Below are 22,123 nucleotides of genomic sequence, written 5' to 3'. Positions count from 1 at the left end.
AGAGAAAACGCACATACCTACAGGATGAGAGTAAGTAAAAGCGCTTACATATAACGATTTTATAAAACCATATATAACCAAAAAAATCGGTCGAGAAAAAAATCTCCCACAAAGTCTTGACTCAAACCCAACGGACATAGACTATTGACTGAATTTTCAAATGTATGTATAATGATGTTGTATAGCTTTTCCATGTGTTGATATATCAACACTTTTTTGGGGTTTGTATCGTACCTATGAGGAATTGAAACTTCCCATGAAAGGGGTGAACACATGCTTATTGTTACGAGTTTGTATCGTACCTATGAGGAATTGAAACTGCGCAAAGGACTGTATAACCGTTTTGAAACGCTTGGTTTGTATCGTACCTATGAGGAATTGAAACTCCTGCCCGTTATCGTCGATTATTTTAATGTAATCGTTTCGTTTGTATCGTACCTATGAGGAATTGAAACTGCGCAAAGGACTGTATAACCGTTTTGAAACGCTTGGTTTGTATCGTACCTATGAGGAATTGAAACTCCTGCCCGTTATCGTCGATTATTTTAATGTAATCGTTTCGTTTGTATCGTACCTATGAGGAATTGAAACTGCGCAAAGGACTGTATAACCGTTTTGAAACGCTTGGTTTGTATCGTACCTATGAGGAATTGAAACTCCTGCCCGTTATCGTCGATTATTTTAATGTAATCGTTTCGTTTGTATCGTACCTATGAGGAATTGAAACTCGCGCAACATCGCACGAACATGCGCGTTAATTACGTTTGTATCGTACCTATGAGGAATTGAAACTCAGCCAGGATTGATTGCGGATTTTTAGACGCCTGCGTTTGTATCGTACCTATGAGGAATTGAAACGCGACCTCCTTCATGTGTTCATATTTTTTCTTGAGTATGGTTTGTATCGTACCTATGAGGAATTGAAACTTTCTCTTTCGAAGGATGTTTACGACTTTATTCTTGTTTGTATCGTACCTATGAGGAATTGAAACCGCGGAAAGAGAATAAGAAAAAATATGATGAGTTTGGGTTTGTATCGTACCTATGAGGAATTGAAACCCGTATTTTGTCAACTTTCACCCTCCGTGTTCTTGGCGTTTGTATCGTACCTATGAGGAATTGAAACTTTAGATTGTTGTTTGTTTTATGATTGCCTTATCTGGTTTGTATCGTACCTATGAGGAATTGAAACTTTCTCTTTCGAAGGATGTTTACGACTTTATTCTTGTTTGTATCGTACCTATGAGGAATTGAAACCGCGGAAAGAGAATAAGAAAAAATATGATGAGTTTGGGTTTGTATCGTACCTATGAGGAATTGAAACCCGTATTTTGTCAACTTTCACCCTCCGTGTTCTTGGCGTTTGTATCGTACCTATGAGGAATTGAAACCCGATCATTTTTTCTTCCGCAATCCAATCTTTCACGTTTGTATCGTACCTATGAGGAATTGAAACCCATTCATCACCACTTGGCCTTTACTAGGGTAACGAGTTTGTATCGTACCTATGAGGAATTGAAACAAAACATTCCTGTTGGGAACGTTCCGAGGTATCAGACATGTTTGTATCGTACCTATGAGGAATTGAAACTCGATTAGTTCGGATGAGCTGTAGTTCGTCGTATAGAGTTTGTATCGTACCTATGAGGAATTGAAACTTAGAAGAGATGACCGTATTTAGCGAGTACATCTTCACTGTTTGTATCGTACCTATGAGGAATTGAAACTTTTTCATAATGTTCTACATCCTTTCTACATAGTGTGAGTTTGTATCGTACCTATGAGGAATTGAAACTACTCAAGGTCCGCATGGTATGCCTCTGGATATATAGAGGTTTGTATCGTACCTATGAGGAATTGAAACCTAACAGGTGTCATGTCCTTTGTCCTCCTCTAAATTGCAGGTTTGTATCGTACCTATGAGGAATTGAAACAAGATAATATAGCAATAATAAAAAGGAAAATCGTCGAAGTTTGTATCGTACCTATGAGGAATTGAAACATCTCTTTTCGTTTCTCTTGTGGTATCGTAATATTGTTTGTATCGTACCTATGAGGAATTGAAACTCATCCCATTTGACACGATCAATTTGTTTATATTGAGTTTGTATCGTACCTATGAGGAATTGAAACTTTTTGTCATAATTAATGCACTCCTTTTTGAATTGGTTTGTATCGTACCTATGAGGAATTGAAACATTCGTTTCTAACCTCTTCACTTGGGACACCTGTAAAAGTTTGTATCGTACCTATGAGGAATTGAAACGCTCTCAGAGCTGTTGGTTCAGATGGAGACATCAAGTTTGTATCGTACCTATGAGGAATTGAAACGAAAAGATCGTGGTTGGCTTTGGCTCACTGGTACAGTTTGTATCGTACCTATGAGGAATTGAAACTGTGGTACTGAACAAAAACCGCGCAAAAGACAGCCAGGAATTCCAACGCATCAAAGAACAAAGCGCGGAACACAAATGGTCTGCCGTCGGCTCTCGCTATGGAACAATTATCCACTAGTTCGGGCATCAAATAGACTTCTTGCTGCAAGACGCGGGGCTTGCGTCGTTCGCCGATGAGCTGTGGAATAAATACAGGCAGAATCCGCTGCAATGGTGGCAGCAAAACATCAGCGAATACGGCAGCACAAACCGCGCCGAAATGTTCGCGGAACTTTTCAGCGAATACGTTGTAAAGGGCGATGATGCTAGAAGTATCGCAAAGCAATTCGGGGAAATGCTGGAAGCAACTATGGCGAAATATCGCGCAGGGGGGAATGACTGATGGACGTAGTCCGTCCAAAATTTATGGATAGCGAATTCTTCGTCGCTGAACCAGGAAACTGGCGGCTGAATCCTGGCGCGCCGAAATATATTCAGGAAGAATTCATAAAGTATATGGAAGCAATCAACGCAGGCGGAAACGAGGACATCGAACTTATCGACATCATGGACGATGAAGACGAATAAAACAAAAGTTTGTATCGTACCTATGAGAATGGAAACGAGAATCAAAATACTATCGCATAAGTGGAAGGTATTTTGTAAGCTTGCTTTCGCGCTCGTAATCGAAGTATGTAAAGAAGGGTAGAATTAAAGATTGTTTCACAGGTGATAAAACAATATAGTTTTCAAAGGTTTTTTATCCCTATATGTTGCATAAGAAAGAATGTCTTTGATGGTATGTTTTTGATGGTAGGAAGTTGATGCAAAGATGAAAGTTTAATTTGCTTCAAGCGTGGTACGATAATACCATAGGGTAATTATACAACGAAAGCCTCTTCTGCATGGTGTAGCTGAAGAGGCTTTTGCTCTCATCGTTTGAAATCAAAATCGTTTCGAACGTTGATTCCTAGACGCTCCTTAATTGCAAATTGTAACAACTGTGAAAAATTGATTCCTTCAGCTTCTGCGGCATCGTTTAACCATTTTGGAATAGTTAATGTTTTCTTAACAGCTTTATTTGCCATCTCCTCGCGAATGTAGTCAGTTCTTGCCTCGATGACAGAAACGAATGCGCCTTTTGGCAATTCAATATTTTTCGGATTGGAAGGGGAAGGAATGGATTCATTATCTTCTTCCATCCCGTATAAATAACCTTCCAAAGCGTCCTTTGCCATGCGAAATGCTTCTTCTAACGTTTCGCCTTCTGTGATGCATCCTGGAAGGTCAGGGAAAGTGACGGTATATCCTTCGCTTTCATCAGTGCCAGGGTCGAAAATCGCTGGAAAATAATATTTAGCCAAGAAAAACAACCTCCTTTCGCAGGGGCTATTTCAGTCCAGCCTGCTTTAGTATTGAGTTCAAGGTTCCGGGTTTTAAATCTTTGCGCGGATGGGGAACGGTGATCGTTCCTTTTTTTGTTGGATGTTTGAAGTGGTGATGGCTACCGACTATTCTATGTAAGTACCATCCGTCTTTTTTGAGCAGTTTAATCAGTTCTTTTGATGAAATGTTTATTCCCCCCTCTCCACATTTTTATTATAATACGTATAATTAACACGTGTAAATAGGTTTTTTATCTAAAGATGGGAGGGTTCGTCCTCAGCAGCAATGCAGAGATCCAAAGCGGTATACACATTCCGCCGCTTGTATATAAAAATAAACATCTTTTGGTGATGAACCAAATAAAAGTAAAAAAATATTGAAAAATATAAAAATCATGAGAAAATATAGATATTAGATAGTTATTTCATGGGAGGTGTAACATTGATTGAGTCAATAGCGGAAATCGGAAAGTGGGCACTAGAAAAAAAGCAGAAAACGGTTGTAGATCAGTTGATTGAAGACCATGGTTATCCATATGCGATGAATATTTTACTAAAAGAAGAGGATGGGACGTTTGTTTTTGTTGGTATAGAAGTAGAAGAGGCTCACATAGATTTCAAAAAATATTTATTTAGAAATGGATCGCCAAGGGGAGCGAACTATTCTCCAACAGCAAGAGTTACGACGATTGATAATACATTTCAGCAGAAAGTATTAGGATGGTTTAAAAAAGTTAAAGATGTTGAAAATCCTTATTTTTCTTCTATTTATGAATTGCTCGTGAGTAAACAAGAAGAGATTGTTTGTGACCTTCAGGAAAAATTTGATCAGTTGAGAGAGCGAGCTATTTTATCAATTAAAATTAATGGTGAGTTTTTATATGATCTACCGCCTTTTGTTGAAAAATTTTTATTTCTTGTCAATGAAAAAGATTTAGAATTGTGTGCGAAAAATCAAGTATGTTCAGTATGTGGAAAGAAAAAAGAGATTGTTATCGGAAAAATGTCAGTATTTCGCTTTTATACGCTTGATAAGCCAGGATTTATTACGGGGGGGTTTAATGAAAGTTCAGCGTGGAGAAATTTCCCGGTCTGTTTAAACTGTAAGTCGTTTATTGAAGAAGGAAGGAAAATTATCGAGGAAAAGTTGCGATTTCAGTTTTATGGGCTGTCTTATTTACTTATTCCAAAATTTATCCTTCCTTCTAAAGTGAATAGTGAAGATTACGAAGACATACTGTATCTTCTTTTTCTACAGCCAAAAGATATACGGCTTCAAGATAAAAAAGTCCAATCATTTATGACAACGGAAGAAGATATACTAGCGGTGCTTGCGGATACAAAAAACACTATTTCCCTACAACTGTTATTTTTACAAAAAATTCAAAGTGCAGAGCGTATTTTGTTGCTTATTGAAGATGTTCTTCCATCAAGATTACGAGAAGTTTTTCAAGCGAAAGCACATGTAGAAAAAATACTTTCTTTTGCAGATCGCCAATTCCATTTTGGAATGGTGAGGACGTTTTTTAATAGTGATGCAGATCGATATTTTCTGACTATTGTTGATCGAGTATTTAAGAAAGAACCAATCCATTTCACGTTTTTGTTGCCGTTTATTATGAAAGAGATTCGTCGCGATTTTTATGAAGTGGAATCAAACACAAACTTTTTCTACAAGGTGAGACAAGCTATAGCAGTCATTCTTTTTCTTGAACAGTGTGGGGTGCTGAAAATGAAAGGAGGAAGCGTAGTGCCGAGTAAATTTGATGCGCTATTTGAAACGTTTGGGCAACAGTTGGATACCAATGAGAAGAAAGGTATTTTCTTATTAGGTGCGCTGACGCAAATGTTACTAGAGGTACAGTGGAAAGAGAGAGGGAGTCAGCCGTTTGTAAAGCAGCTGATGGGTTTAAAGATGGATGAGCGCACAGTAAAAGGACTTCTTCCAAAAGTGATCAATAAACTAAAAGAGTATGATGCATATCAAAGAAGTCATCAGCAGTTAGCAGAAGACATTTCATCATTATTTATGATGGCACAAAAAAACTGGAAGCTGTCCGTGGACGAGTTGAATTTTTATTTTGTTTGCGGAATGAATCTTGTTTCAAAAGTAAAAGAGTGTTTATTTGAACAGAAAGGGGAAAAGATAAATGTTGAACAATCGCTCTGAATTGCTTTTTTTATACGATGTCATGTGGGCTAATCCAAACGGAGATCCTGTAGACGAAAATAAGCCGCGAATTGATGAGGAAACAGGAAAAAATATCGTAACGGATGTACGATTGAAGCGCACAATACGAGATTATTTACATGGCTATTTAGGGAAAGAAATTTTTGTTCGTGAAATTGCTGATGAAAACGAATACATTCAGGACGCAAAAATGCGCGCGGAAGATTTTTTGATTAAAGACGGCGAAAAACAAAATAAATCAAAACTATCCTTAGTCGAAATGAAAACGCTCATTAACGAACAAGTATTAAATGAGTGTATTGATGTGCGACTTTTTGGGGTAACTTTACCGATTGAAAAAAGTAGTAAGGAAGCGAGTTCGATTACCCACACAGGACCTGTGCAATTTAAAATGGGGCAATCGTTGCACTCCGTTAAGTTACACTATGTGAAAGGGACAGGTGCTTTTGCTTCGGGAAGCAAAAAGTCGACAAAAACGTTTCGTGAAGAATATGTATTACCGTATTCACTTATTTCCTTTTACGGCGTGATTAATGAAGTAGCTGCTAAACATACGAAATTAACGGAAGAAGATGTGCAGTTTATGCTTGAAGCGATGTGGAATGGAACAAAAAGTCTTATCTCACGTTCAAAAGTGGGACAAGTTCCACGTCTGTTGATGAGAGTGGTATATAAAGAGAAATATTTCCAAATTGGAGAATTGGATAAATATGTGTCGCTCCATGCAGAAAAAGTTGATGAGGAAATCCGAGATGTAAGTGACTATATGCTAGATGTGACGAATTTGCTTCAAGTGTTAGAAAAATATAAAGAGCGCATTGAACGAATTGAGTTAGCACAAGACGATCGTCTTGTTTGTAGTGAAAACTTAGTAAGTGCTTTAGAATGCAAAGGTTTTGTTGTTGAACAAAAATCGTTTTAAGGGTGAAGTTACATGAATGTACTTATTTTTGATCTATACGCTGATTTTGGACATTTTCGGAAAATATATTCAACCTCTTCACCCCTAACATATTCCATTATCCCACCTACCGCCTTTTACGGGATGATTGGTGCCATTGTTGGATTAGAAAAAGAGGAAAATACGTACCTCAAATATGTGAATCATCATACGGTAAAATTTGCAGTGCAGCTACTTCATCCTGTAAAAAAAATAAGAATGGGATTAAATCATATCAATACAAAAGGAAATGTATGGATTCCAAAACATCGGAGGGAAGGAGCGCGAACTCAAATTAGAACAGAATTTCTACGTTTTCCGAAATACCGATGTTATGCGCATATCAAGGATTCCGTATTGTTTGATGAACTGATTGATTATGTAACGTGTGGGAAAAATGTATATACAGTGAGTATGGGCTTAAGTGAATGTCTAGCAAAAATTGAATTCGTTTCTATTCGGGAGTTTGAGCAGAAAAAGGACGAGGAAGCTACTGAAATCGCGACAGCTGTTCCTGAACGGAAACTGAACAGTCTAGAAATTGAATTTGGAAAGGAATATTTTAAAGAAAGATTGCCTATACGTATGGATCGTGAACGAATTGTGGACTTGTATGATGAAGTGCTTTTCGAAGCTAATGGACGAACGGTGAAAGCTTCTGTTGATTCGTATTGGACGGATCATCAAGGAACGCAAATTGTTTTTCTGAATTAGAGCGCGTATGTCACTTCATGCGTGCTCTCTTTACATATGGAGGGAACATGATGAATGAATTATATTCGCATCCGAACTATCCTCTTCAAAGACATATAGAAGGGGTAAAATGGTTGTCGTCACAATTTTTGCGTGAAAAAAATTTAAGCTTCACCGAGCAAGAGTGGGTACAAACGCTTATTGAGCATATTGCTTTTTTTCATGATATGGGGAAGTCACATCGGTATTTCCAAGATTATATTTGTGGTTTGAATGTTCCGAAGCAACTGAAAACCCATGCGTTGCTCTCGGCGTTTATGTTTATGGCTTTTATAGAGAAATACGAGAACATTGAAGAGTTATGGAAGTATATTTCGTTTGTTATTATTAAGCGTCATCACGGCGATCTTCATGACTTGCTGGAAGAATGGAAACAGTTCAGTAGTGAAATGGAGCAACAGTTATTAAAACAAATTGAAGCCATTGATTTTCAACAATTAAATGATACATATACTCATTTCATTCCTGAACTTTCCAATCATCCATTGGTGAAGTCTGACTTTGAGCATGCTGTTCGAAATTTATTTAAACAAAGTCGAAATGTTCGGCGTTACGTCATGCGTTGGAATCAAGAAAATGATTCGCTAGTTCCTTATGTACGATTTTTATTTTTATTTTCATTGCTTCTGGACGCAGATAAATCAGAAGCGGGAATTATACAAAAAGAAACAAAGTCTTTTTTTGAAAGATACGCTATCCCTTCCACACTTATTGAAGTATATAAACAGAAACAAAATTGGGACAAGAATAAAATAAATGAGTTGCGCGAAAGGGCGTTTGAAGAAATTACAACCGTGCCAATTGATGTAGCGAATCATTTTTATTCGCTACAACTCCCAACAGGTATGGGAAAAACGCTTGCATCTTTACAGTTCGCCATTCGCCTTAGAGAAGCGATTGAAAAGGAAAAGGGCGTTACTCCACGCATCGTATATAGCCTACCGTTTTTAAGTATTATCGATCAAACGGCGTCTGTATTAGAAGATATTTTTCAATCGAATAACATGGTGACCGATCAACGGTTATTTTTATCACATCATCACTTAGCAGAAATGCAATATTCGCTCGCACAAGACGAAGAACGATATGATGTCGATTATGATGTGGCGAAGCTTTTAATTGAGGGATGGAACTCAGAAATTATTTTAACGACATTTGTTCAACTTTTTCACACCATATTTACTAACCGAAATAAGCTGATACGAAAATTTCATCGTTTAGCTAATGCGATTATTGTGATTGATGAGGTGCAGGCTATACCGCATCAATATTGGCTTGTAATAAAAGAAATGTTTCGAATTTTAGCTGAAGAACTAAACTGCTATTTTCTATTTAGCACTGCGACCACACCTGCCATTTTTCAAAGAGATGAAATGGTACAGCTTGTTGAGCCTTCGACATACTTTCAAGCATTGTCGCGTGTTCAGCTGTTTCCGTACGTGCAAAAAAATATGACCATTGACGAGTTTGTGAATCAACTTTGTTTGGATGAAGAAAAAAGTTACTTATTTATCGTGAATACAATCGATTGTGCGAAAAATTTATATGAAAAATTAGCTGAACATATTTGTTCGGAAAAAATGACATTTTTATCAACACATATCCCCCCGAAAGAAAGGTTGCGAAGAATTCAAGAGATTAAGAACGGAACATATCGAGTTGTTGTAAGCACGCAACTGGTAGAGGCTGGAGTGGATATCGATTTTGATGTTGTATATCGTGATCTTGCCTCATTGGATTCCATTCACCAAGCAGCAGGAAGATGTAACAGAAACGGTTTAAAAAAGGGAGAGGTTTATGTAATTTCATTAACAGATGGGAGACGTCGCTATGCTAGCTATATTTATGATTTAGTACGTATTGATTTAACTCAGTCTCTTTTGAAGAACCACTCGATTATAGAGGAGAGCGAGTTTTTTCCTTTGATTGAAAAATATTTTGAACAGCTCTCTATGAAAATGAATAATCGAGAGTCTATTCAGCTTTTAAATGGACTAAAAAGTCTTTATTTCGATGGCGAAGCAACAACGGAGCGTATACCAATTTCCCACTTCCGTCTTATTGAAGAAGGGGAAGATAAATTTGATGTATTTATTGAATTAGATGAGGAAGCCAAGACGATATTTCAACGGTTTGAAAAAATCATACGGATAAAAGAACCTTTTGAGCGTCAAAGACAATTTGCGGCGATTAAGGCGTCATTTTATCAGCATGTTGTGTCCATTCCACGGAAAGTGGATAATAAACCACCTATTTTATATGGTATAGGTTACGTTAACATAGATATGCTTGATGATTTTTACGATCAAGTGCTTGGATATAAAACGAAAAGCGAAGGAATGATATGGTAGGTGAAAACATGGACTATGAAATTCCTATCACCGGAACAGACATATGGTATTACTACATCTGCCATCGCGAAGTATGGCTTATGAAGCACCAAATTGCACCAGATCAAGAAGATGAATCGCTTGATCTTGGCCGTTTTATTTCAGAGATGTACTATCGAAGAAATAAAAAAGAATTGTCATTCGGCAATATTGTTATTGATCGCATTCGCCAAGAAGATGGGCAAATCGTTGTGGGGGAAGTGAAGAAGTCGTCGCGGTATATGAAAAGTGCAAAAATGCAGCTCCTTTATTATTTAGACCATTTACGTCAAATGGGGATTCAGGCGAAAGGGGAGTTGCTGTTTCCAGAAGAACGAAAAAAAGAAGTGGTCGAATGGACAGAGGAAGCAAGATTAGAGCTAGAGCAGGCTGTTAAAGAGATTCAGCGCATTTCGCGCATGCCGGTGCCACCGAAGCCAAAGAAAATCCAGTTTTGCGCAAAATGTGCGTATCGTGAATATTGTTGGGCGGAGGAATGAGATGAAACGGACATTGTACATTTTTCAAAACGGAGAGTTGCGCCGAAAGGATAATAGTCTTTATTTTGAAACAGAGGAACGGAAAAAGTATATTCCCGTCGAAAATACAAGTGACATATACATTTTTGGAGAAGTAGATGTATCGAAGCGTTTTCTTGAGTTTGCTTCGCAAAAACAAATCATCGTTCATTATTTTAACCGTTACGGCTATTACATTGGTTCATTTTATCCGCGCGAGCATCTAAATGCTGGTCATGTGATTTTAAAACAGGTGGAGCATTATATAGATATACAAAAACGTCTTAACTTGGCACGACGATTTATTGAGGGGTCGATCCAACAAATGGGTCGCGTGCTAAAGTACTATCGTTCCCGTTTGGAGAAAAAAGATGTTTTCAATGACATATTAGAAAGTTTTGAAAAAGAGTTGCTTTTTTTGACTGACGCTCAAACAGTAGAGCAATTGATGGCATCGGAAGGGCATATGCGCGAAAAATATTACAGTGCGTTTGATACGATTATTCGTCATCCCGATTTCGTATTTGAAAAGAGGACAAAGCGTCCGCCTCATAATCGTTTGAATGCCCTCATTAGTTTTGGAAATTCAATCGTATATACGATGTGCTTAAGTGAAATTTACAAAACGTATCTCGATCCGCGCATTGGCTTTTTGCATAGTACAAATTTCCGACGGTTTTCACTTAACCTTGACGTGGCTGAAATATTTAAGCCAATTATTGTTGATCGTCTTATTTTTTCATTAATCAATAAAAAAATGTTAGCCAAAAAACATTTTGATAAGCTAACGGACGGTATTTTATTGTCTGAAGAAGGACGAAAAATATTTGTGAGCGAATTAGAAAAGAAAATGCAAACAACGGTACAACATCGCCATTTAGGAAAATCGGTATCGTATCGACGACTAATCCGTCTCGAACTATATAAAATTCAGAAGCATTTATTAGGGGAAAAAGAGTACGAACCGTACGCAGCGAAATGGTAGGTGATGGCGGTGTTTGTTATTTTAGTGTACGATTTTAATGAGAAGCGCGTAGCGAAAGCGTTAAAAATTGCCCGTAAATATCTTCATTGGGTACAGAACTCTGTGTTTGAAGGAGAAATATCAGAAGCAAATTATAAGAAATTAAAAATTGAACTGCAAAATATCATGCATCCTGACGAAGATTCAATTATTTTCTACACGTTCCGCACGCAAAAATATTCGAAGCGTGAAGAGTTTGGATTGAAAAAAGGTGGAGAGGAATTTATTTTGTAGAGAGGAAGACGGAAATGCGTTTAACGATTACATTACGGGGAACAGACGGAGCGGTGACGTTTCCGCTTCATTATCAGCAATATTTACAAGGACTAATATACCATTCACTCAGCGATGAGGCATTTGCTCACTTTTTGCATGATCGTGGATTTCGCAAGGAAAAACGATCGTTTAAGTTGTTCACTTTTAGTCGCCTGTTTGGTGATCATCGTATTGAACATCGTACGAAAACAATTACGTTTATTGATTCATTTCAATGGCACATTGGCACTGTGCTTCCTGAACTGACGCAACAGTTAGGGGAGTATTTATTGCTTCAGCCATATGTAAAAATTGGTGATCAACATGTCATCATTGAGCGAGTGGAAACCGAAAAGCGAACCATTGAGCAGCGTGAAATTGAAATTGATATGTTGTCGCCAATGACTGTATACAGTACGTACGAAACGGTGGATGGGAAGAAAAAAACACAATTTTTTGACCCGAGCGACGAAGTGTTTTCACATTTAATGGAACGGAATTTTCATAACAAATATGAAGCATATTACGGTGTTCCACCAAGCGATCGGCTACTCATCGAACCTGTCGATGTTCGAAAAAGCGACCGCGTTGTGACACTCTTTAAAGGCTTTTACATCACGGCATGGAAAGGTCGATATAAACTTATTTCTTCTCCGGAAAATTTAACGTTTTTGTACCGTGTAGGTATCGGCGGACGAAACTCGCAAGGATTTGGTATGTTTCGTGTTGTATCGATAAAGTGAAATAATTCACAACTGTCGTCGACCTCCAATCTTGCAAAAACCGCGGGGGATCGACGACAATTTGTTTTTTGCAACTTTTTCAGACGTATCAAAGCATCAAGGTTATTGACAGAATTTTCGGATTTATGTATAATGCCATTGTATAGCTTTTCCATATGTTGATTTATCAGCACTTTTTAGGGTTTGTATCGTACCTATGAGGAATTGAAACCATTAGTGTATAGGGATGCTTCAGGTACTGCTTTAGGCGTGTTTGTATCGTACCTATGAGGAATTGAAACCCACGACAAGTAAAACAAAACGCTGATCTGAAGAGTTTGTATCGTACCTATGAGGAATTGAAACAAGAAGAAGAACAGCGGCTTGCGGAACGTCGCCGCGGTTTGTATCGTACCTATGAGGAATTGAAACATTAACCGACTAGCTCAACCGCTAGTCATTTTTTATGTTTGTATCGTACCTATGAGGAATTGAAACTTCTAATCTCAAACACATATTGCGGATTATGTTCATTCGTTTGTATCGTACCTATGAGGAATTGAAACAAGGTATATGACCACTGGTCACACCACTTTTTAGCCCGTTTGTATCGTACCTATGAGGAATTGAAACTGTTCATTCATGTAAGCAACTTCTTTTTTCAACTCTTCCGTTTGTATCGTACCTATGAGGAATTGAAACTGTCCTTTTCACTAATGACTTTTTCCCACATTTCATTAGGTTTGTATCGTACCTATGAGGAATTGAAACTATATGTACCATTATGTCCATTAAGGAGGTGTAACTGTTTGTATCGTACCTATGAGGAATTGAAACCACAATATAAAAATCAGAAATAAAAATAATGCATCATGTTTGTATCGTACCTATGAGGAATTGAAACAGAGATGCAACGATCTTTTTCTTTTTGGCCAACGGTTTGTATCGTACCTATGAGGAATTGAAACTGAGTTGCCCAAAAAAATCATCGAAATGGATACAGGATGTTTGTATCGTACCTATGAGGAATTGAAACTTCCTTCTTGTGTATAATTATCATGAAAAGAAAGAAGTTTGTATCGTACCTATGAGGAATTGAAACCGCCTATGACATAGTATCCTTTATTCTCTATGTGTTCTATGTTTGTATCGTACCTATGAGGAATTGAAACTAGTTTTCATTATATGGTGTTATCTCCTGCTTTATTTCGAGTTTGTATCGTACCTATGAGGAATTGAAACAGTAACAATATTTCTATATAATCAATGTAAAATGCTACGTTTGTATCGTACCTATGAGGAATTGAAACAAATCTATGGTGACGATCACTAAATCACCATTTTTGTTTGTATCGTACCTATGAGGAATTGAAACTGAGCTAGTCTAATATACGTAATAAATAACTTCATTTTCGTTTGTATCGTACCTATGAGGAATTGAAACTTCTCATAAAACATCATTAGCATACATAATCAATCGTTATGGTTTGTATCGTACCTATGAGGAATTGAAACGATGATCCGCAGTCGTTTTATTTCCTCATTCGTGCGTTTGTATCGTACCTATGAGGAATTGAAACAGCCAATTGCACTTCACCGAACACGAATGCTTCGTCAGTTTGTATCGTACCTATGAGGAATTGAAACGGCGGAAGCAAAAGCGGTTGTAGCAAACGAAACTGGTGGTTTGTATCGTACCTATGAGGAATTGAAACTATTCTTTCCCTTCTTCCGTCCATCTCGTTTTCACTTCGTTTGTATCGTACCTATGAGGAATTGAAACCGTCTGGCTCCGTTCCTGGCTCCGTTCCTGGCTCCGTTCCTGGCTCCGTTTGTATCGTACCTATGAGGAATTGAAACTGTAACTGCAATATGCTATGTAGATTCACGTATAGAAAGTTTGTATCGTACCTATGAGGAATTGAAACTCGTATTGGTCACTAGTCAGCGCTTCTACAGTAAAAAGTTTGTATAGTACTTAGTTAGTTTGACGTTGGCGGTATTGTGCTTGTCCCTCTTCACTTTCTATATACATCCAAATTGGCATTTTAACCTCTGATTTACGCAGCACACCCGATGCGGCGTAACACCTCATCTGGGTGCTGTAAGACGTGCTGTTCAAAGCGAGTAATGGATTGGGCAATGTCATTTTGATCCTTGTGAAAAACGTTGGCAATCACTTCATCTTTCAACCACTTCCACAGCCATTCAATCGGATTTAACTGTGGAGAATACGGTGGCAAAAAGATGAAATGAAAAGCATCGCCTTCCTCGTCATCAAGAAAGGCTTGCACCATCTCGGCATGATGAATACGCGCATTGTTCAACACAAGCACGAGGAATCGGTCCGTATATTTCTCTTTCAATCGGTGCAAAAAGTCGAGGAACGTTTCGGCATTGGCGGATGATGCGCGATGAAATACCACATCGCCTTGTTGAACATCGACGGCGCCAAAAATAGAAACGTGGGCGTGGTGACCGTAGCTCGGCACGTGTTTTTGATTTCCTACTTCTGCCCATGTCGTACGCAACGCTTGATAGGCACGAACATGTGTCTCATCCACATAAAACATGTGGAAGGAGGTGAAGTCAATGTTGGTCAACAAAGCATACAAATTTCGCATCTATCCAAATAAAGAACAAGAAGTATTAATCGCGAAAACATTCGGTTGCTCGCGTTTTGTATTCAACTATTTTTTAGCGAAATGGGAGGATGCTTATAAGCAAACGGGCAAGGGATTAACTTACAACGCTTGTTCTTCTCAATTGACGCAATTAAAAAAAGAATTCACTTGGTTAAAAGAAGTGGATAGCATTGCGCTTCAATCTTCACTCAAGCATCTGGATGATGCGTACGATCGCTTTTTTAAAAAGCAAAACGACAAACCGCGCTTTAAGTCTAAAAAGAATGCTGTGCAATCGTATACAACTAAGCATACAAATGGGAATATTGCTGTGCTAGATCAACACATCAAGCTACCTAAACTTGGCCTTGTTCGTTTTGCTAAAAGTCGTGAAGTAGAAGGGCGTATCTTGTCTGCTACGATTAGACGAAATCCGAGCGGGAAATACTTTGTGTCCATTTTGGTTGAAACTGACGTGCAAGCGTTGCCTCAAACGGGTTCAGCCGTTGGCATCGATGTTGGGTTGAAGGAATTCGCCGTTCTTTCTGATGGAACAAAGTACGCCAACCCGAAATGGCTTCATAAGCTGGAAGAACAGCTAGCAAAAGCACAACGTATTCTTTCCAGACGAAAAAAAGGTGGCTCGAATTGGAATAAGCAACGAATAAAAGTTGCACGATTGCACGAAAAAATAACAAATGCACGACATGATTACTTACACAAAATTTCCACCGAGATTGTCAAAAACCACGACATCATCGGGATGGAAGATTTGTCTGTAAGCCATATGCTAAAAAATCATAACCTTGCAAAAGCGATTCAAGAGGTATCTTGGTCAACGTTTAAAGCCATGATCGAATACAAAGCTAGATGGTACGGAAAACAAGTTGTCACCGTAGCAAAAAACTTTCCGTCTAGCCAGCTTTGTTCGTGCTGTGGCTATCAAAACAAAGACGTGAAACATCTTGCTTTGCGTGAATGGGAATGTCCTGTGTGCCATACTCATCACGACCGAGATGTGAACGCAAGTATCAATATTAAAAGCGAAGCGATTAGGCTTCTTAACCGCAGGAACTGTGGGGATCGCCTACTAAATAACCGAAAAAACTTTCGGTGTTCGTAGGAATCCGCTATGGCTTTAGTCTAGCGGTAGTTCAACTGAACGTAGTGGGATGTAAAAGACATTATGAAAAAGCGTTTCAGTCAAAGTTTGAAAACATCGTTGCTCAAGCGGACAGGATGATGGCGCCATCGGAGAAGTTTCATGAAGGGGAGCAGCCATCCATTGCTTGTCCTTTTCAATCACTTTTTGTTTTGGGCTGTAGTCATCATTTTTTTATATTATATTGAAACATAAGAAATAGACGGAGGCTTAGTAACGTATGAAAAGGTGTCCCGAGTGCGTGTGGGACACCTTTTTAACTACGATCCTTTTTCTCCTTTATCATGCTTATAACATTCATGAAACAGTTTCATTAACGCCCGTTTTTCGATGCGCGAGACGTAGCTGCGCGAGATACCGAGCTCTTTGGCGATTTCACGCTGGGTGCGTTCCGGTTGCATGTTTAGGCCGAAGCGGCTAATAATCACTTGGCGTTCGCGGTCGTCCAGTACATGTAAATGTTGGGCGATGTTTTCGAGCTCATTATTTTTTTCGATCATATCGATAATGTCTTCATCTTCCGATTTTAATACATCCAATAAACTAATTTCGTTTCCATCGCGATCTTGCCCGATCGGGTCGTGAAGGGAAACGTCTTTTCTCGTCTTTTTTAGCGAACGTAAATGCATAAGTATTTCATTCTCGATACAACGAGCAGCATATGTCGCTAGTTTTGTTCCTTTTCCTGTTGAATAGCTTTCAATTGCTTTAATTAAGCCGATCGTGCCAATTGAAATTAAATCTTCTGGATCTTCTCCCGTGTTTTCAAACTTTTTCACGATGTGAGCAACGAGACGTAAATTATGTTCGATCAGCTTATTTCGAGCATGTTCATCTCCTTTCGCCATCTGTTTCAAATACATCGCTTCCTCTTTTGCATCAAGCGGTTGTGGAAAGGCATTATTTTTTACATAAGAAACTAAAAAGACGAGCTCTTTTACAAACAAAGCAAGCGCAGAAAAAATCGTGCCCATGTTCGTTCACCTCACAGGTGGTCATTTGTTGCTTATGTATGTATATGCATTAGAAAACTTGTTCGTGTTTGGACACTTTATTTTCTTTTTCCTTCTTTGTTTAATGAAGAAAATGATATATAATCGTGAAATATAAAAACATGACGTGAAAGAAGGATGAGTCGTGCGAAAAGGAATGACAAAACCGTTAAAACTCAACCCACCGCAGTTGTTAGCACTTATGTTTCTTTTTCTCGTTGTTGTCGGTGGGGTGTTATTGAAGTTGCCGATTGCAACAGAGAAGGACATTAGCTGGCTTGATGCGTTCTTTTTATCGACATCTGCCGCAACGGTAACCGGTTTAGCACCGATTGATCCCGGTTCGACATTTACCTTATTTGGAGAAATTGTTTTAATGGTGCTCATTCAAGTTGGTGGACTTGGAATTATGACATTTGCGGTGCTTGTTGTCATTGTGCTTGGGAAAAAGATCGGAATGAAGCAGCGCATGTTAATGCAAGAGGCGCTAAATCAACCATCGCTTGGCGGTGTCATTCGTTTAGCGCGAAATTTATTGTTGTTTTCTTTATTGATGGAGCTTGTCGGGGCAACGTTATTAGCAATTGATTGGGTTCCGAAAATGGGCTGGGCGAAGGGGCTGTATTACAGCCTTTTCCACACGATCGCATCGTTTAATAATGCGGGGTTTGCATTATGGCCTGATAATTTATCACGTTTTGTCGGCGATCCGATCGTCAATATGACCGTCTCTTTGCTTGTTATTATTGGGGGGCTCGGTTTTACTGTCGTATTTGACGTGTTATATCAACGACGGTGGCGAAAACTATCTCTCCATACGAAGCTGATGTTAGTGATGACGCTTATTGTAAACGTTCTAGCGATTGTTGCCATCTTTTTATTTGAACATAATAACCCGAAGACGCTCGGTTCCCTTTCACTTTCCGAGCAACTATGGGCATCGTACTTTCAAGGTATTACGCCGAGAACAGCAGGATTTAACACGATTGATATAGGTTCACTTGACCAGCCGACAGCGATGTTCATGATTTTCCTTATGTTTGTTGGGGCAGGAAGTACATCGACAGGTGGAGGAATTAAACTGACGACATTTGCGGTGATCGTTTTTGCGGTGGTGAGCTTTTTAAAAGGGAAAGAAGAAACGGTCATTTGGCAGCGTACCATTCGTCATACAATTATTTTGCGTGCGTTAGCGATTGCTTCGATGAGCATGTTGTTTATTTTTGTTGTGACGCTAGCTTTGACGCTTACAGAGGATGCATCTGTCCTTGCGCTTTTATTTGAAGTCGTATCCGCGTTCGGGACCGTTGGGCTCTCGATGAATTTAACGCCGCATTTATCAATGATCGGAAAAGTGCTTATTATTTGCGTCATGTTGTTTGGAAAATTAGGTCCGTTAACGCTCGTCTATTCGATTGCGAAGCCGAAAAAAACAAATATTCGTTATCCAAATGGCGATATATTGACAGGATGAACAAAAGCGAGGGGCATCCCCTCGCTTTTATTGTGCCGGTTCTTGCGGCATAATTAAAATTTCTACCCGTCGGTTTTTCGCTCGTCCTTCAGCTGTTGCGTTAGATGCGATCGGTTTAAATTCACCGTATCCTTTTGCGCTAAATAGTTGCGGGTCTAATTTTGTATTTTCAAGCAATAGTTTCATAAAGTTAACGGCGCGCATGACGCTCAATTCCCAGTTTGAAGCAAACTTTGCATTGTTGATTGGCACGTTGTCTGTATGTCCACTAATGACGATGTTGCGCGGTGGGTTCATGACGAGCAAATTCGATATTTTTTTAGCGACATCGCGATATTGCGGTTTAATATCGGCGCTACCTGAATCGAACAATACGTCGTTTGCGATCGTCACAAGCAGTCCTTCTTCTGTCATGGCGACAGATAGTTCCCCACTTAATTGATTCGTTTTTACATATTCGTTAAATTTACTTTGAATCTTTTTTAGTTCCTCGTATTCTTCTTTTGAAATTTTTACATACGGCTTTTGACTCGGAGAATCTTTAATGACCGAATCCATTTCTTCGCGTTCAATCGGACTTAAATATTGCAGCGCTCCTGTGCCACCTGTAAACACGCTATTAAAGGCGCGAGCAATTTGCATAAACTTTTGAGAGTCGATTTGGCTGCTGGCAAATAATACGATAAACAAAGCCAACAGCAACGTCAGTAAGTCGGCGTACGGAATTAACCAGCTCTCATCGACATGTTCCTCATGATGATGCTTTTTATGCTTTTTCGCCATTATTTTGAGCTCCTTGTTCTAAAAGTTTTTGACGCTCGCTCATCGGCAAGTAAGAAGCTAGTTTTTGTTCGATCGCCCGCGGTGCTTGTCCTTCGATGATGGAGAGCACCCCTTCAATCATCACTTGCCGCACTTTAATCTCCTCTTTCGATTTCCGTTTCAATTTGTTCGCAAACGGATGCCAAAGCACGTATCCGGTGAAAATACCCATAAGCGTTGCGACGAACGCCGCACTAATCGCTTGACCGAGACGTTCAATGTCAGACATATCTTGTAAGGCAGCGATTAACCCAACGACGGCCCCAAGTACCCCAAGTGTAGGAGCATACGTTCCTGCTTGTGTGAAAATAGTTGCATTCGCGAGATGACGTTCTTCCATCGCTTCAATTTCTTCAGTCATCACATCGCGAATAAATTCTTGTGACTGTCCATCAATAGCTAAACTTAATCCGTTGCGCAAAAATGGGTCATCAATTTCGGCGACTTTCGCTTCTAGCGCTAACAACCCTTCGCGGCGAGCGATGTTCGCCCACTCAACGAAAAGTGGAATCAATTCTTCAATTTTTGGCGTTTTCGACTCTTTAAAAATTATCCCGAATAGCTTTGGGACTTTCGAAATTTCTTTCGTTGGAAAGGCGATTGTCACTGCGGCCACTGTCCCTAATAAAATGATTAAAATCGCCGCAGGGTTAACGAGCACAGCTGGGCTTACCCCTTTAAACACCATTCCGACACCGACAGCGATAATGCCAAGAATGAGCCCAATTAAGGACGTACGATCCATGATATCACCTCTAGTTGCAGAATGAAAACAAATCCAAGTTTATCATATAATTTATCCGAATGTTTGAAAAGGGAAATTTGTACGAAAAAAAACCTTGAAGCACGAGTCTTCAAGGTGAGCGTTCCTTTTTTTACGTATGACTAAATTTTTTTTAGCCTAAATGAACCAACCATTAAAAGAGAAAGCGTGAAAATAATAAAAATAAAGACGTAAGGCGGAAAATAGTGAATTGTTAAATAACTGAGCGTCAATAAACACCCTGCAGCTGTGATCGGCAAGCCGGTAAAATACCCGTTGCTTTCAGTAATGTTAAACCGAGCTAAACGAAATGCCCCACACCCGATATAAAAAACCGTAAAAAATGAGCCGGGTGCCCCAAATTCGTGCAACAATCCTTGATAAAGTAATAGTGCAGGTGCTACTCCAAATGATATAATATCACTCATTGAGTCCAATTGTTTTCCTAAGTCTGATTCGATGTTCATTTTCCGAGCGACTGTTCCGTCAAAACGATCGGCAAGTGCAGCTAAAAAGATAAATAATACAGAGACGTTCAGCTGGCCTTTTACCGCAAATAAAATCGCGAAACCGCCTAAGCTTAAGTTTGTTAACGTCAATACGTTTGCCGTATGCGCTTTAAGTTTTTTAATGGTATGATCAATATAATCGGATAAAAACATATAAGTTCACTCCTTTATTGAAATCGTGCCGACCCACTTGCCAAAAATATCACTCGGTTACTAATATTTTATTGATAATAAGCGAACTAGTAAAGGATATTCTTTACTTGAGGGGGGGAAATCGTTGGTTAAATGGCTATATCAACTATTTATTGAATTGACAAATCATGCATGGACATCGAAATGTCTCGCTTCGTTCACACGATCGAAATGGAGTCGGTTATTCATTTCATCTTATGCGAAAGTATACAAAATTAATAAAGAAGAAATGGAAAAAAAGTTGCATGAGTACGAAACGTTACAACAATTGTTCGTGCGTACGTTAAAAAAAGGGCTTCGTCCGATCGATACACATCCAGATAGCGTCGTCAGCCCGGTTGATGCAGTCATTGAAGATGTTGGGATCATTACGGACCAAAAAGAAATCATCGTCAAAGGAAAAACGTATTCGATTCGTGAAATGCTTGGCGATGATCAGATAGCTGAAAAATATTTGCATGGAACGTTTATTATTTTGTATTTAAGTCCGAGTCACTATCATCGCATTCATAGTCCAATATGTGGAGAAGTAGTGAAGCAGTGGGAGCTCGGTGGGAAGTCATACCCTGTAAACCGCCTTGGATTGAAATATGGCAAGGCTCCACTTTCTAAAAATTACAGAAGAATTACCGAACTGTGTACAAATGGTATGCATACGGCAATTGTGAAAGTCGGAGCGATGTTTGTCAACAGCATTGAATTAACACATGAACATGATTATGTGAAAAAAGGGGAAGAAATCGGATATTTTTCATTCGGTTCTACGGTTGTGTTACTGTTTGAAAAAGATGTGTTCACATTAGACGAACAAATCGTCCCGCCATTTGAAGTAAAAATGGGACAACGAATCGGCTTTTTGGCGCAAAAGAAAAAGAGCCAATAGAGGCTCAATTACGATGTTTGTTTCAGTTTATGATGGAGACGGCGACGCAAAATCTCACGTTCAATCAGTTGAATAAATTCTTTGCTTAGTTGTAATTCTTTCGCTTTGTAGTATGATTCAATTAATAAGTCGTCAGGCAAACATTTCATTTTTTCGCCTCCTCGGTATAC

General features: G+C 38.9%; 21 protein-coding genes and 2 CRISPR repeat arrays. Of the genes, 13 read left to right on the top strand and 8 right to left on the bottom strand.

Annotated features, from left to right (window positions below):
- Positions 1 to 221: 221 nt before the first annotated feature.
- Positions 222 to 2,396: a CRISPR direct-repeat array (repeat unit 30 nt; unit sequence GTTTGTATCGTACCTATGAGGAATTGAAAC).
- Between the two features lie 139 nt (positions 2,397 to 2,535).
- Both ETB99_RS01250 and ETB99_RS01245 read left to right on the top strand, forming a co-directional pair.
- On the top strand, positions 2,536 to 2,778 hold the full coding sequence (locus ETB99_RS01250; protein WP_171699723.1) for a hypothetical protein: 243 nt from the start codon (positions 2,536 to 2,538) through the stop codon (positions 2,776 to 2,778).
- Complete coding sequence (locus tag ETB99_RS01245) at positions 2,778 to 2,963, top strand: hypothetical protein (protein WP_171699722.1); 186 nt, start codon at positions 2,778 to 2,780, stop codon at positions 2,961 to 2,963. Before ETB99_RS01250 ends, ETB99_RS01245 begins: the two co-directional genes overlap by 1 nt.
- A gap of 344 nt (positions 2,964 to 3,307) precedes the next feature.
- Here the strand turns inward: ETB99_RS01245 and ETB99_RS01240 are convergent, their stop codons facing one another.
- Both ETB99_RS01240 and ETB99_RS01235 read right to left on the bottom strand, forming a co-directional pair.
- On the bottom strand, positions 3,308 to 3,739 hold the full coding sequence (locus ETB99_RS01240; protein WP_055441049.1) for a type II toxin-antitoxin system HicB family antitoxin: 432 nt from the start codon (positions 3,737 to 3,739) through the stop codon (positions 3,308 to 3,310).
- A gap of 25 nt (positions 3,740 to 3,764) precedes the next feature.
- Positions 3,765 to 3,947, bottom strand: coding sequence for a type II toxin-antitoxin system HicA family toxin (locus tag ETB99_RS01235; RefSeq protein WP_171699732.1), 183 nt, complete (start codon positions 3,945 to 3,947; stop codon positions 3,765 to 3,767).
- 240 nt (positions 3,948 to 4,187) lie between these two features.
- Between ETB99_RS01235 and ETB99_RS01230 the strand changes: the two genes are divergently transcribed.
- The 8 genes from ETB99_RS01230 to cas6 are packed head-to-tail and all read left to right on the top strand — an operon-like array spanning position 4,188 to position 12,553.
- The gene (locus tag ETB99_RS01230) at positions 4,188 to 5,930 is read left to right on the top strand and encodes a TIGR02556 family CRISPR-associated protein (RefSeq protein WP_253263517.1); all 1,743 of its coding nucleotides are present in this window, start codon (positions 4,188 to 4,190) and stop codon (positions 5,928 to 5,930) included.
- Positions 5,911 to 6,873 (top strand): type I-B CRISPR-associated protein Cas7/Csh2, encoded by a 963-nt coding sequence (cas7b, locus tag ETB99_RS01225; protein ID WP_171699720.1) that lies wholly within the window; start codon positions 5,911 to 5,913, stop codon positions 6,871 to 6,873. Before ETB99_RS01230 ends, cas7b begins: the two co-directional genes overlap by 20 nt.
- A gap of 12 nt (positions 6,874 to 6,885) precedes the next feature.
- Positions 6,886 to 7,605 carry a type I-B CRISPR-associated protein Cas5b gene (gene cas5b / locus ETB99_RS01220; protein WP_171699719.1) on the top strand — a complete coding sequence of 240 codons (720 nt, stop codon included), beginning with the start codon at positions 6,886 to 6,888 and terminating at the stop codon, positions 7,603 to 7,605.
- A 50-nt stretch (positions 7,606 to 7,655) separates the two neighbouring features.
- The gene (gene cas3 / locus ETB99_RS01215; RefSeq protein ID WP_171699718.1) at positions 7,656 to 9,995 is read left to right on the top strand and encodes a CRISPR-associated helicase Cas3'; all 2,340 of its coding nucleotides are present in this window, start codon (positions 7,656 to 7,658) and stop codon (positions 9,993 to 9,995) included.
- Positions 9,996 to 10,003: 8 nt separating this feature from the next.
- On the top strand, positions 10,004 to 10,513 hold the full coding sequence (gene cas4, locus ETB99_RS01210) for a CRISPR-associated protein Cas4 (protein WP_171699717.1): 510 nt from the start codon (positions 10,004 to 10,006) through the stop codon (positions 10,511 to 10,513).
- 1 nt (position 10,514) lies between these two features.
- On the top strand, positions 10,515 to 11,516 hold the full coding sequence (cas1b, locus tag ETB99_RS01205) for a type I-B CRISPR-associated endonuclease Cas1b (RefSeq protein WP_171699716.1): 1,002 nt from the start codon (positions 10,515 to 10,517) through the stop codon (positions 11,514 to 11,516).
- Between the two features lie 9 nt (positions 11,517 to 11,525).
- Positions 11,526 to 11,789 (top strand): CRISPR-associated endonuclease Cas2, encoded by a 264-nt coding sequence (gene cas2, locus ETB99_RS01200; protein ID WP_171699715.1) that lies wholly within the window; start codon positions 11,526 to 11,528, stop codon positions 11,787 to 11,789.
- Positions 11,790 to 11,803: 14 nt separating this feature from the next.
- Positions 11,804 to 12,553 (top strand): CRISPR-associated endoribonuclease Cas6, encoded by a 750-nt coding sequence (gene cas6 / locus ETB99_RS01195; protein WP_171699714.1) that lies wholly within the window; start codon positions 11,804 to 11,806, stop codon positions 12,551 to 12,553.
- A gap of 181 nt (positions 12,554 to 12,734) precedes the next feature.
- Positions 12,735 to 14,460: a CRISPR direct-repeat array (repeat unit 30 nt; unit sequence GTTTGTATCGTACCTATGAGGAATTGAAAC).
- Between the two features lie 132 nt (positions 14,461 to 14,592).
- On the opposite strand, the gene ETB99_RS01190 is transcribed toward cas6, so the two are convergent.
- Positions 14,593 to 15,096: an IS630 family transposase gene (locus ETB99_RS01190; RefSeq protein ID WP_171699713.1), complete on the bottom strand. Its 504-nt coding sequence runs from the start codon at positions 15,094 to 15,096 to the stop codon at positions 14,593 to 14,595.
- A 28-nt stretch (positions 15,097 to 15,124) separates the two neighbouring features.
- Here ETB99_RS01190 and tnpB point away from each other — a divergent pair, with 28 nt between their 5' ends.
- The gene (tnpB, locus tag ETB99_RS01185; RefSeq protein WP_171699712.1) at positions 15,125 to 16,279 is read left to right on the top strand and encodes an IS200/IS605 family element RNA-guided endonuclease TnpB; all 1,155 of its coding nucleotides are present in this window, start codon (positions 15,125 to 15,127) and stop codon (positions 16,277 to 16,279) included.
- 299 nt (positions 16,280 to 16,578) lie between these two features.
- Here the strand turns inward: tnpB and sigK are convergent, their stop codons facing one another.
- Positions 16,579 to 17,292, bottom strand: a complete 714-nt coding sequence (gene sigK, locus ETB99_RS01180; protein WP_171699711.1) for an RNA polymerase sporulation sigma factor SigK — start codon at positions 17,290 to 17,292, stop codon at positions 16,579 to 16,581.
- Positions 17,293 to 17,467: 175 nt separating this feature from the next.
- Here sigK and ETB99_RS01175 point away from each other — a divergent pair, with 175 nt between their 5' ends.
- A complete protein-coding gene (locus ETB99_RS01175) occupies positions 17,468 to 18,784 on the top strand; it encodes a TrkH family potassium uptake protein (RefSeq protein ID WP_171699731.1) in 1,317 nt (438 codons plus the stop codon).
- A gap of 27 nt (positions 18,785 to 18,811) precedes the next feature.
- Here the strand turns inward: ETB99_RS01175 and motB are convergent, their stop codons facing one another.
- The 3 genes from motB to pssA all read right to left on the bottom strand — a co-directional run bounded on the left by motB (position 18,812) and on the right by pssA (position 21,031).
- Complete coding sequence (gene motB / locus ETB99_RS01170; RefSeq protein WP_003393832.1) at positions 18,812 to 19,567, bottom strand: flagellar motor protein MotB; 756 nt, start codon at positions 19,565 to 19,567, stop codon at positions 18,812 to 18,814.
- On the bottom strand, positions 19,551 to 20,351 hold the full coding sequence (motA, locus tag ETB99_RS01165) for a flagellar motor stator protein MotA (protein WP_129000601.1): 801 nt from the start codon (positions 20,349 to 20,351) through the stop codon (positions 19,551 to 19,553). The genes motB and motA overlap by 17 nt, the downstream gene beginning before the upstream one ends.
- A gap of 140 nt (positions 20,352 to 20,491) precedes the next feature.
- Positions 20,492 to 21,031, bottom strand: a complete 540-nt coding sequence (gene pssA / locus ETB99_RS01160; RefSeq protein WP_006317790.1) for a CDP-diacylglycerol--serine O-phosphatidyltransferase — start codon at positions 21,029 to 21,031, stop codon at positions 20,492 to 20,494.
- A gap of 124 nt (positions 21,032 to 21,155) precedes the next feature.
- On the opposite strand from pssA, the gene ETB99_RS01155 reads away from it, so the two are divergent.
- Positions 21,156 to 21,953: a phosphatidylserine decarboxylase gene (locus tag ETB99_RS01155; RefSeq protein WP_171699710.1), complete on the top strand. Its 798-nt coding sequence runs from the start codon at positions 21,156 to 21,158 to the stop codon at positions 21,951 to 21,953.
- A gap of 8 nt (positions 21,954 to 21,961) precedes the next feature.
- Here ETB99_RS01155 and ETB99_RS01150 read toward each other — a convergent pair whose 3' ends face one another.
- The gene (locus tag ETB99_RS01150) at positions 21,962 to 22,102 is read right to left on the bottom strand and encodes a sporulation histidine kinase inhibitor Sda (RefSeq protein WP_077428843.1); all 141 of its coding nucleotides are present in this window, start codon (positions 22,100 to 22,102) and stop codon (positions 21,962 to 21,964) included.
- Between the last annotated feature and the right edge of the window lie 21 nt (positions 22,103 to 22,123).

Source organism: Anoxybacillus sp. CHMUD (assembly GCF_013096965.1).
Taxonomy (GTDB): Bacteria; Bacillota; Bacilli; order Bacillales; family Anoxybacillaceae; genus Anoxybacillus; species Anoxybacillus kestanbolensis_A.
This window is presented reverse-complemented; position numbering and strand designations above follow the sequence as displayed.

Coding starts and splice junctions, on each gene's coding strand:
- ETB99_RS01245 (WP_171699722.1), top strand. CDS start 2,778: ATGGACGTAGTCCGTCCAAAATTTATGGATAGCGAATTCTTCGTCGCT.
- ETB99_RS01230 (WP_253263517.1), top strand. CDS start 4,188: ATGGGAGGTGTAACATTGATTGAGTCAATAGCGGAAATCGGAAAGTGG.
- cas7b (WP_171699720.1), top strand. CDS start 5,911: ATGTTGAACAATCGCTCTGAATTGCTTTTTTTATACGATGTCATGTGG.
- cas5b (WP_171699719.1), top strand. CDS start 6,886: ATGAATGTACTTATTTTTGATCTATACGCTGATTTTGGACATTTTCGG.
- cas3 (WP_171699718.1), top strand. CDS start 7,656: ATGAATGAATTATATTCGCATCCGAACTATCCTCTTCAAAGACATATA.
- cas4 (WP_171699717.1), top strand. CDS start 10,004: ATGGACTATGAAATTCCTATCACCGGAACAGACATATGGTATTACTAC.
- cas1b (WP_171699716.1), top strand. CDS start 10,515: ATGAAACGGACATTGTACATTTTTCAAAACGGAGAGTTGCGCCGAAAG.
- cas6 (WP_171699714.1), top strand. CDS start 11,804: ATGCGTTTAACGATTACATTACGGGGAACAGACGGAGCGGTGACGTTT.
- tnpB (WP_171699712.1), top strand. CDS start 15,125: ATGTTGGTCAACAAAGCATACAAATTTCGCATCTATCCAAATAAAGAA.
- sigK (WP_171699711.1), bottom strand. CDS start 17,292: ATGGGCACGATTTTTTCTGCGCTTGCTTTGTTTGTAAAAGAGCTCGTC.
- ETB99_RS01175 (WP_171699731.1), top strand. CDS start 17,468: ATGACAAAACCGTTAAAACTCAACCCACCGCAGTTGTTAGCACTTATG.
- motB (WP_003393832.1), bottom strand. CDS start 19,567: ATGGCGAAAAAGCATAAAAAGCATCATCATGAGGAACATGTCGATGAG.
- motA (WP_129000601.1), bottom strand. CDS start 20,351: ATGGATCGTACGTCCTTAATTGGGCTCATTCTTGGCATTATCGCTGTC.
- pssA (WP_006317790.1), bottom strand. CDS start 21,031: ATGTTTTTATCCGATTATATTGATCATACCATTAAAAAACTTAAAGCG.
- ETB99_RS01150 (WP_077428843.1), bottom strand. CDS start 22,102: ATGAAATGTTTGCCTGACGACTTATTAATTGAATCATACTACAAAGCG.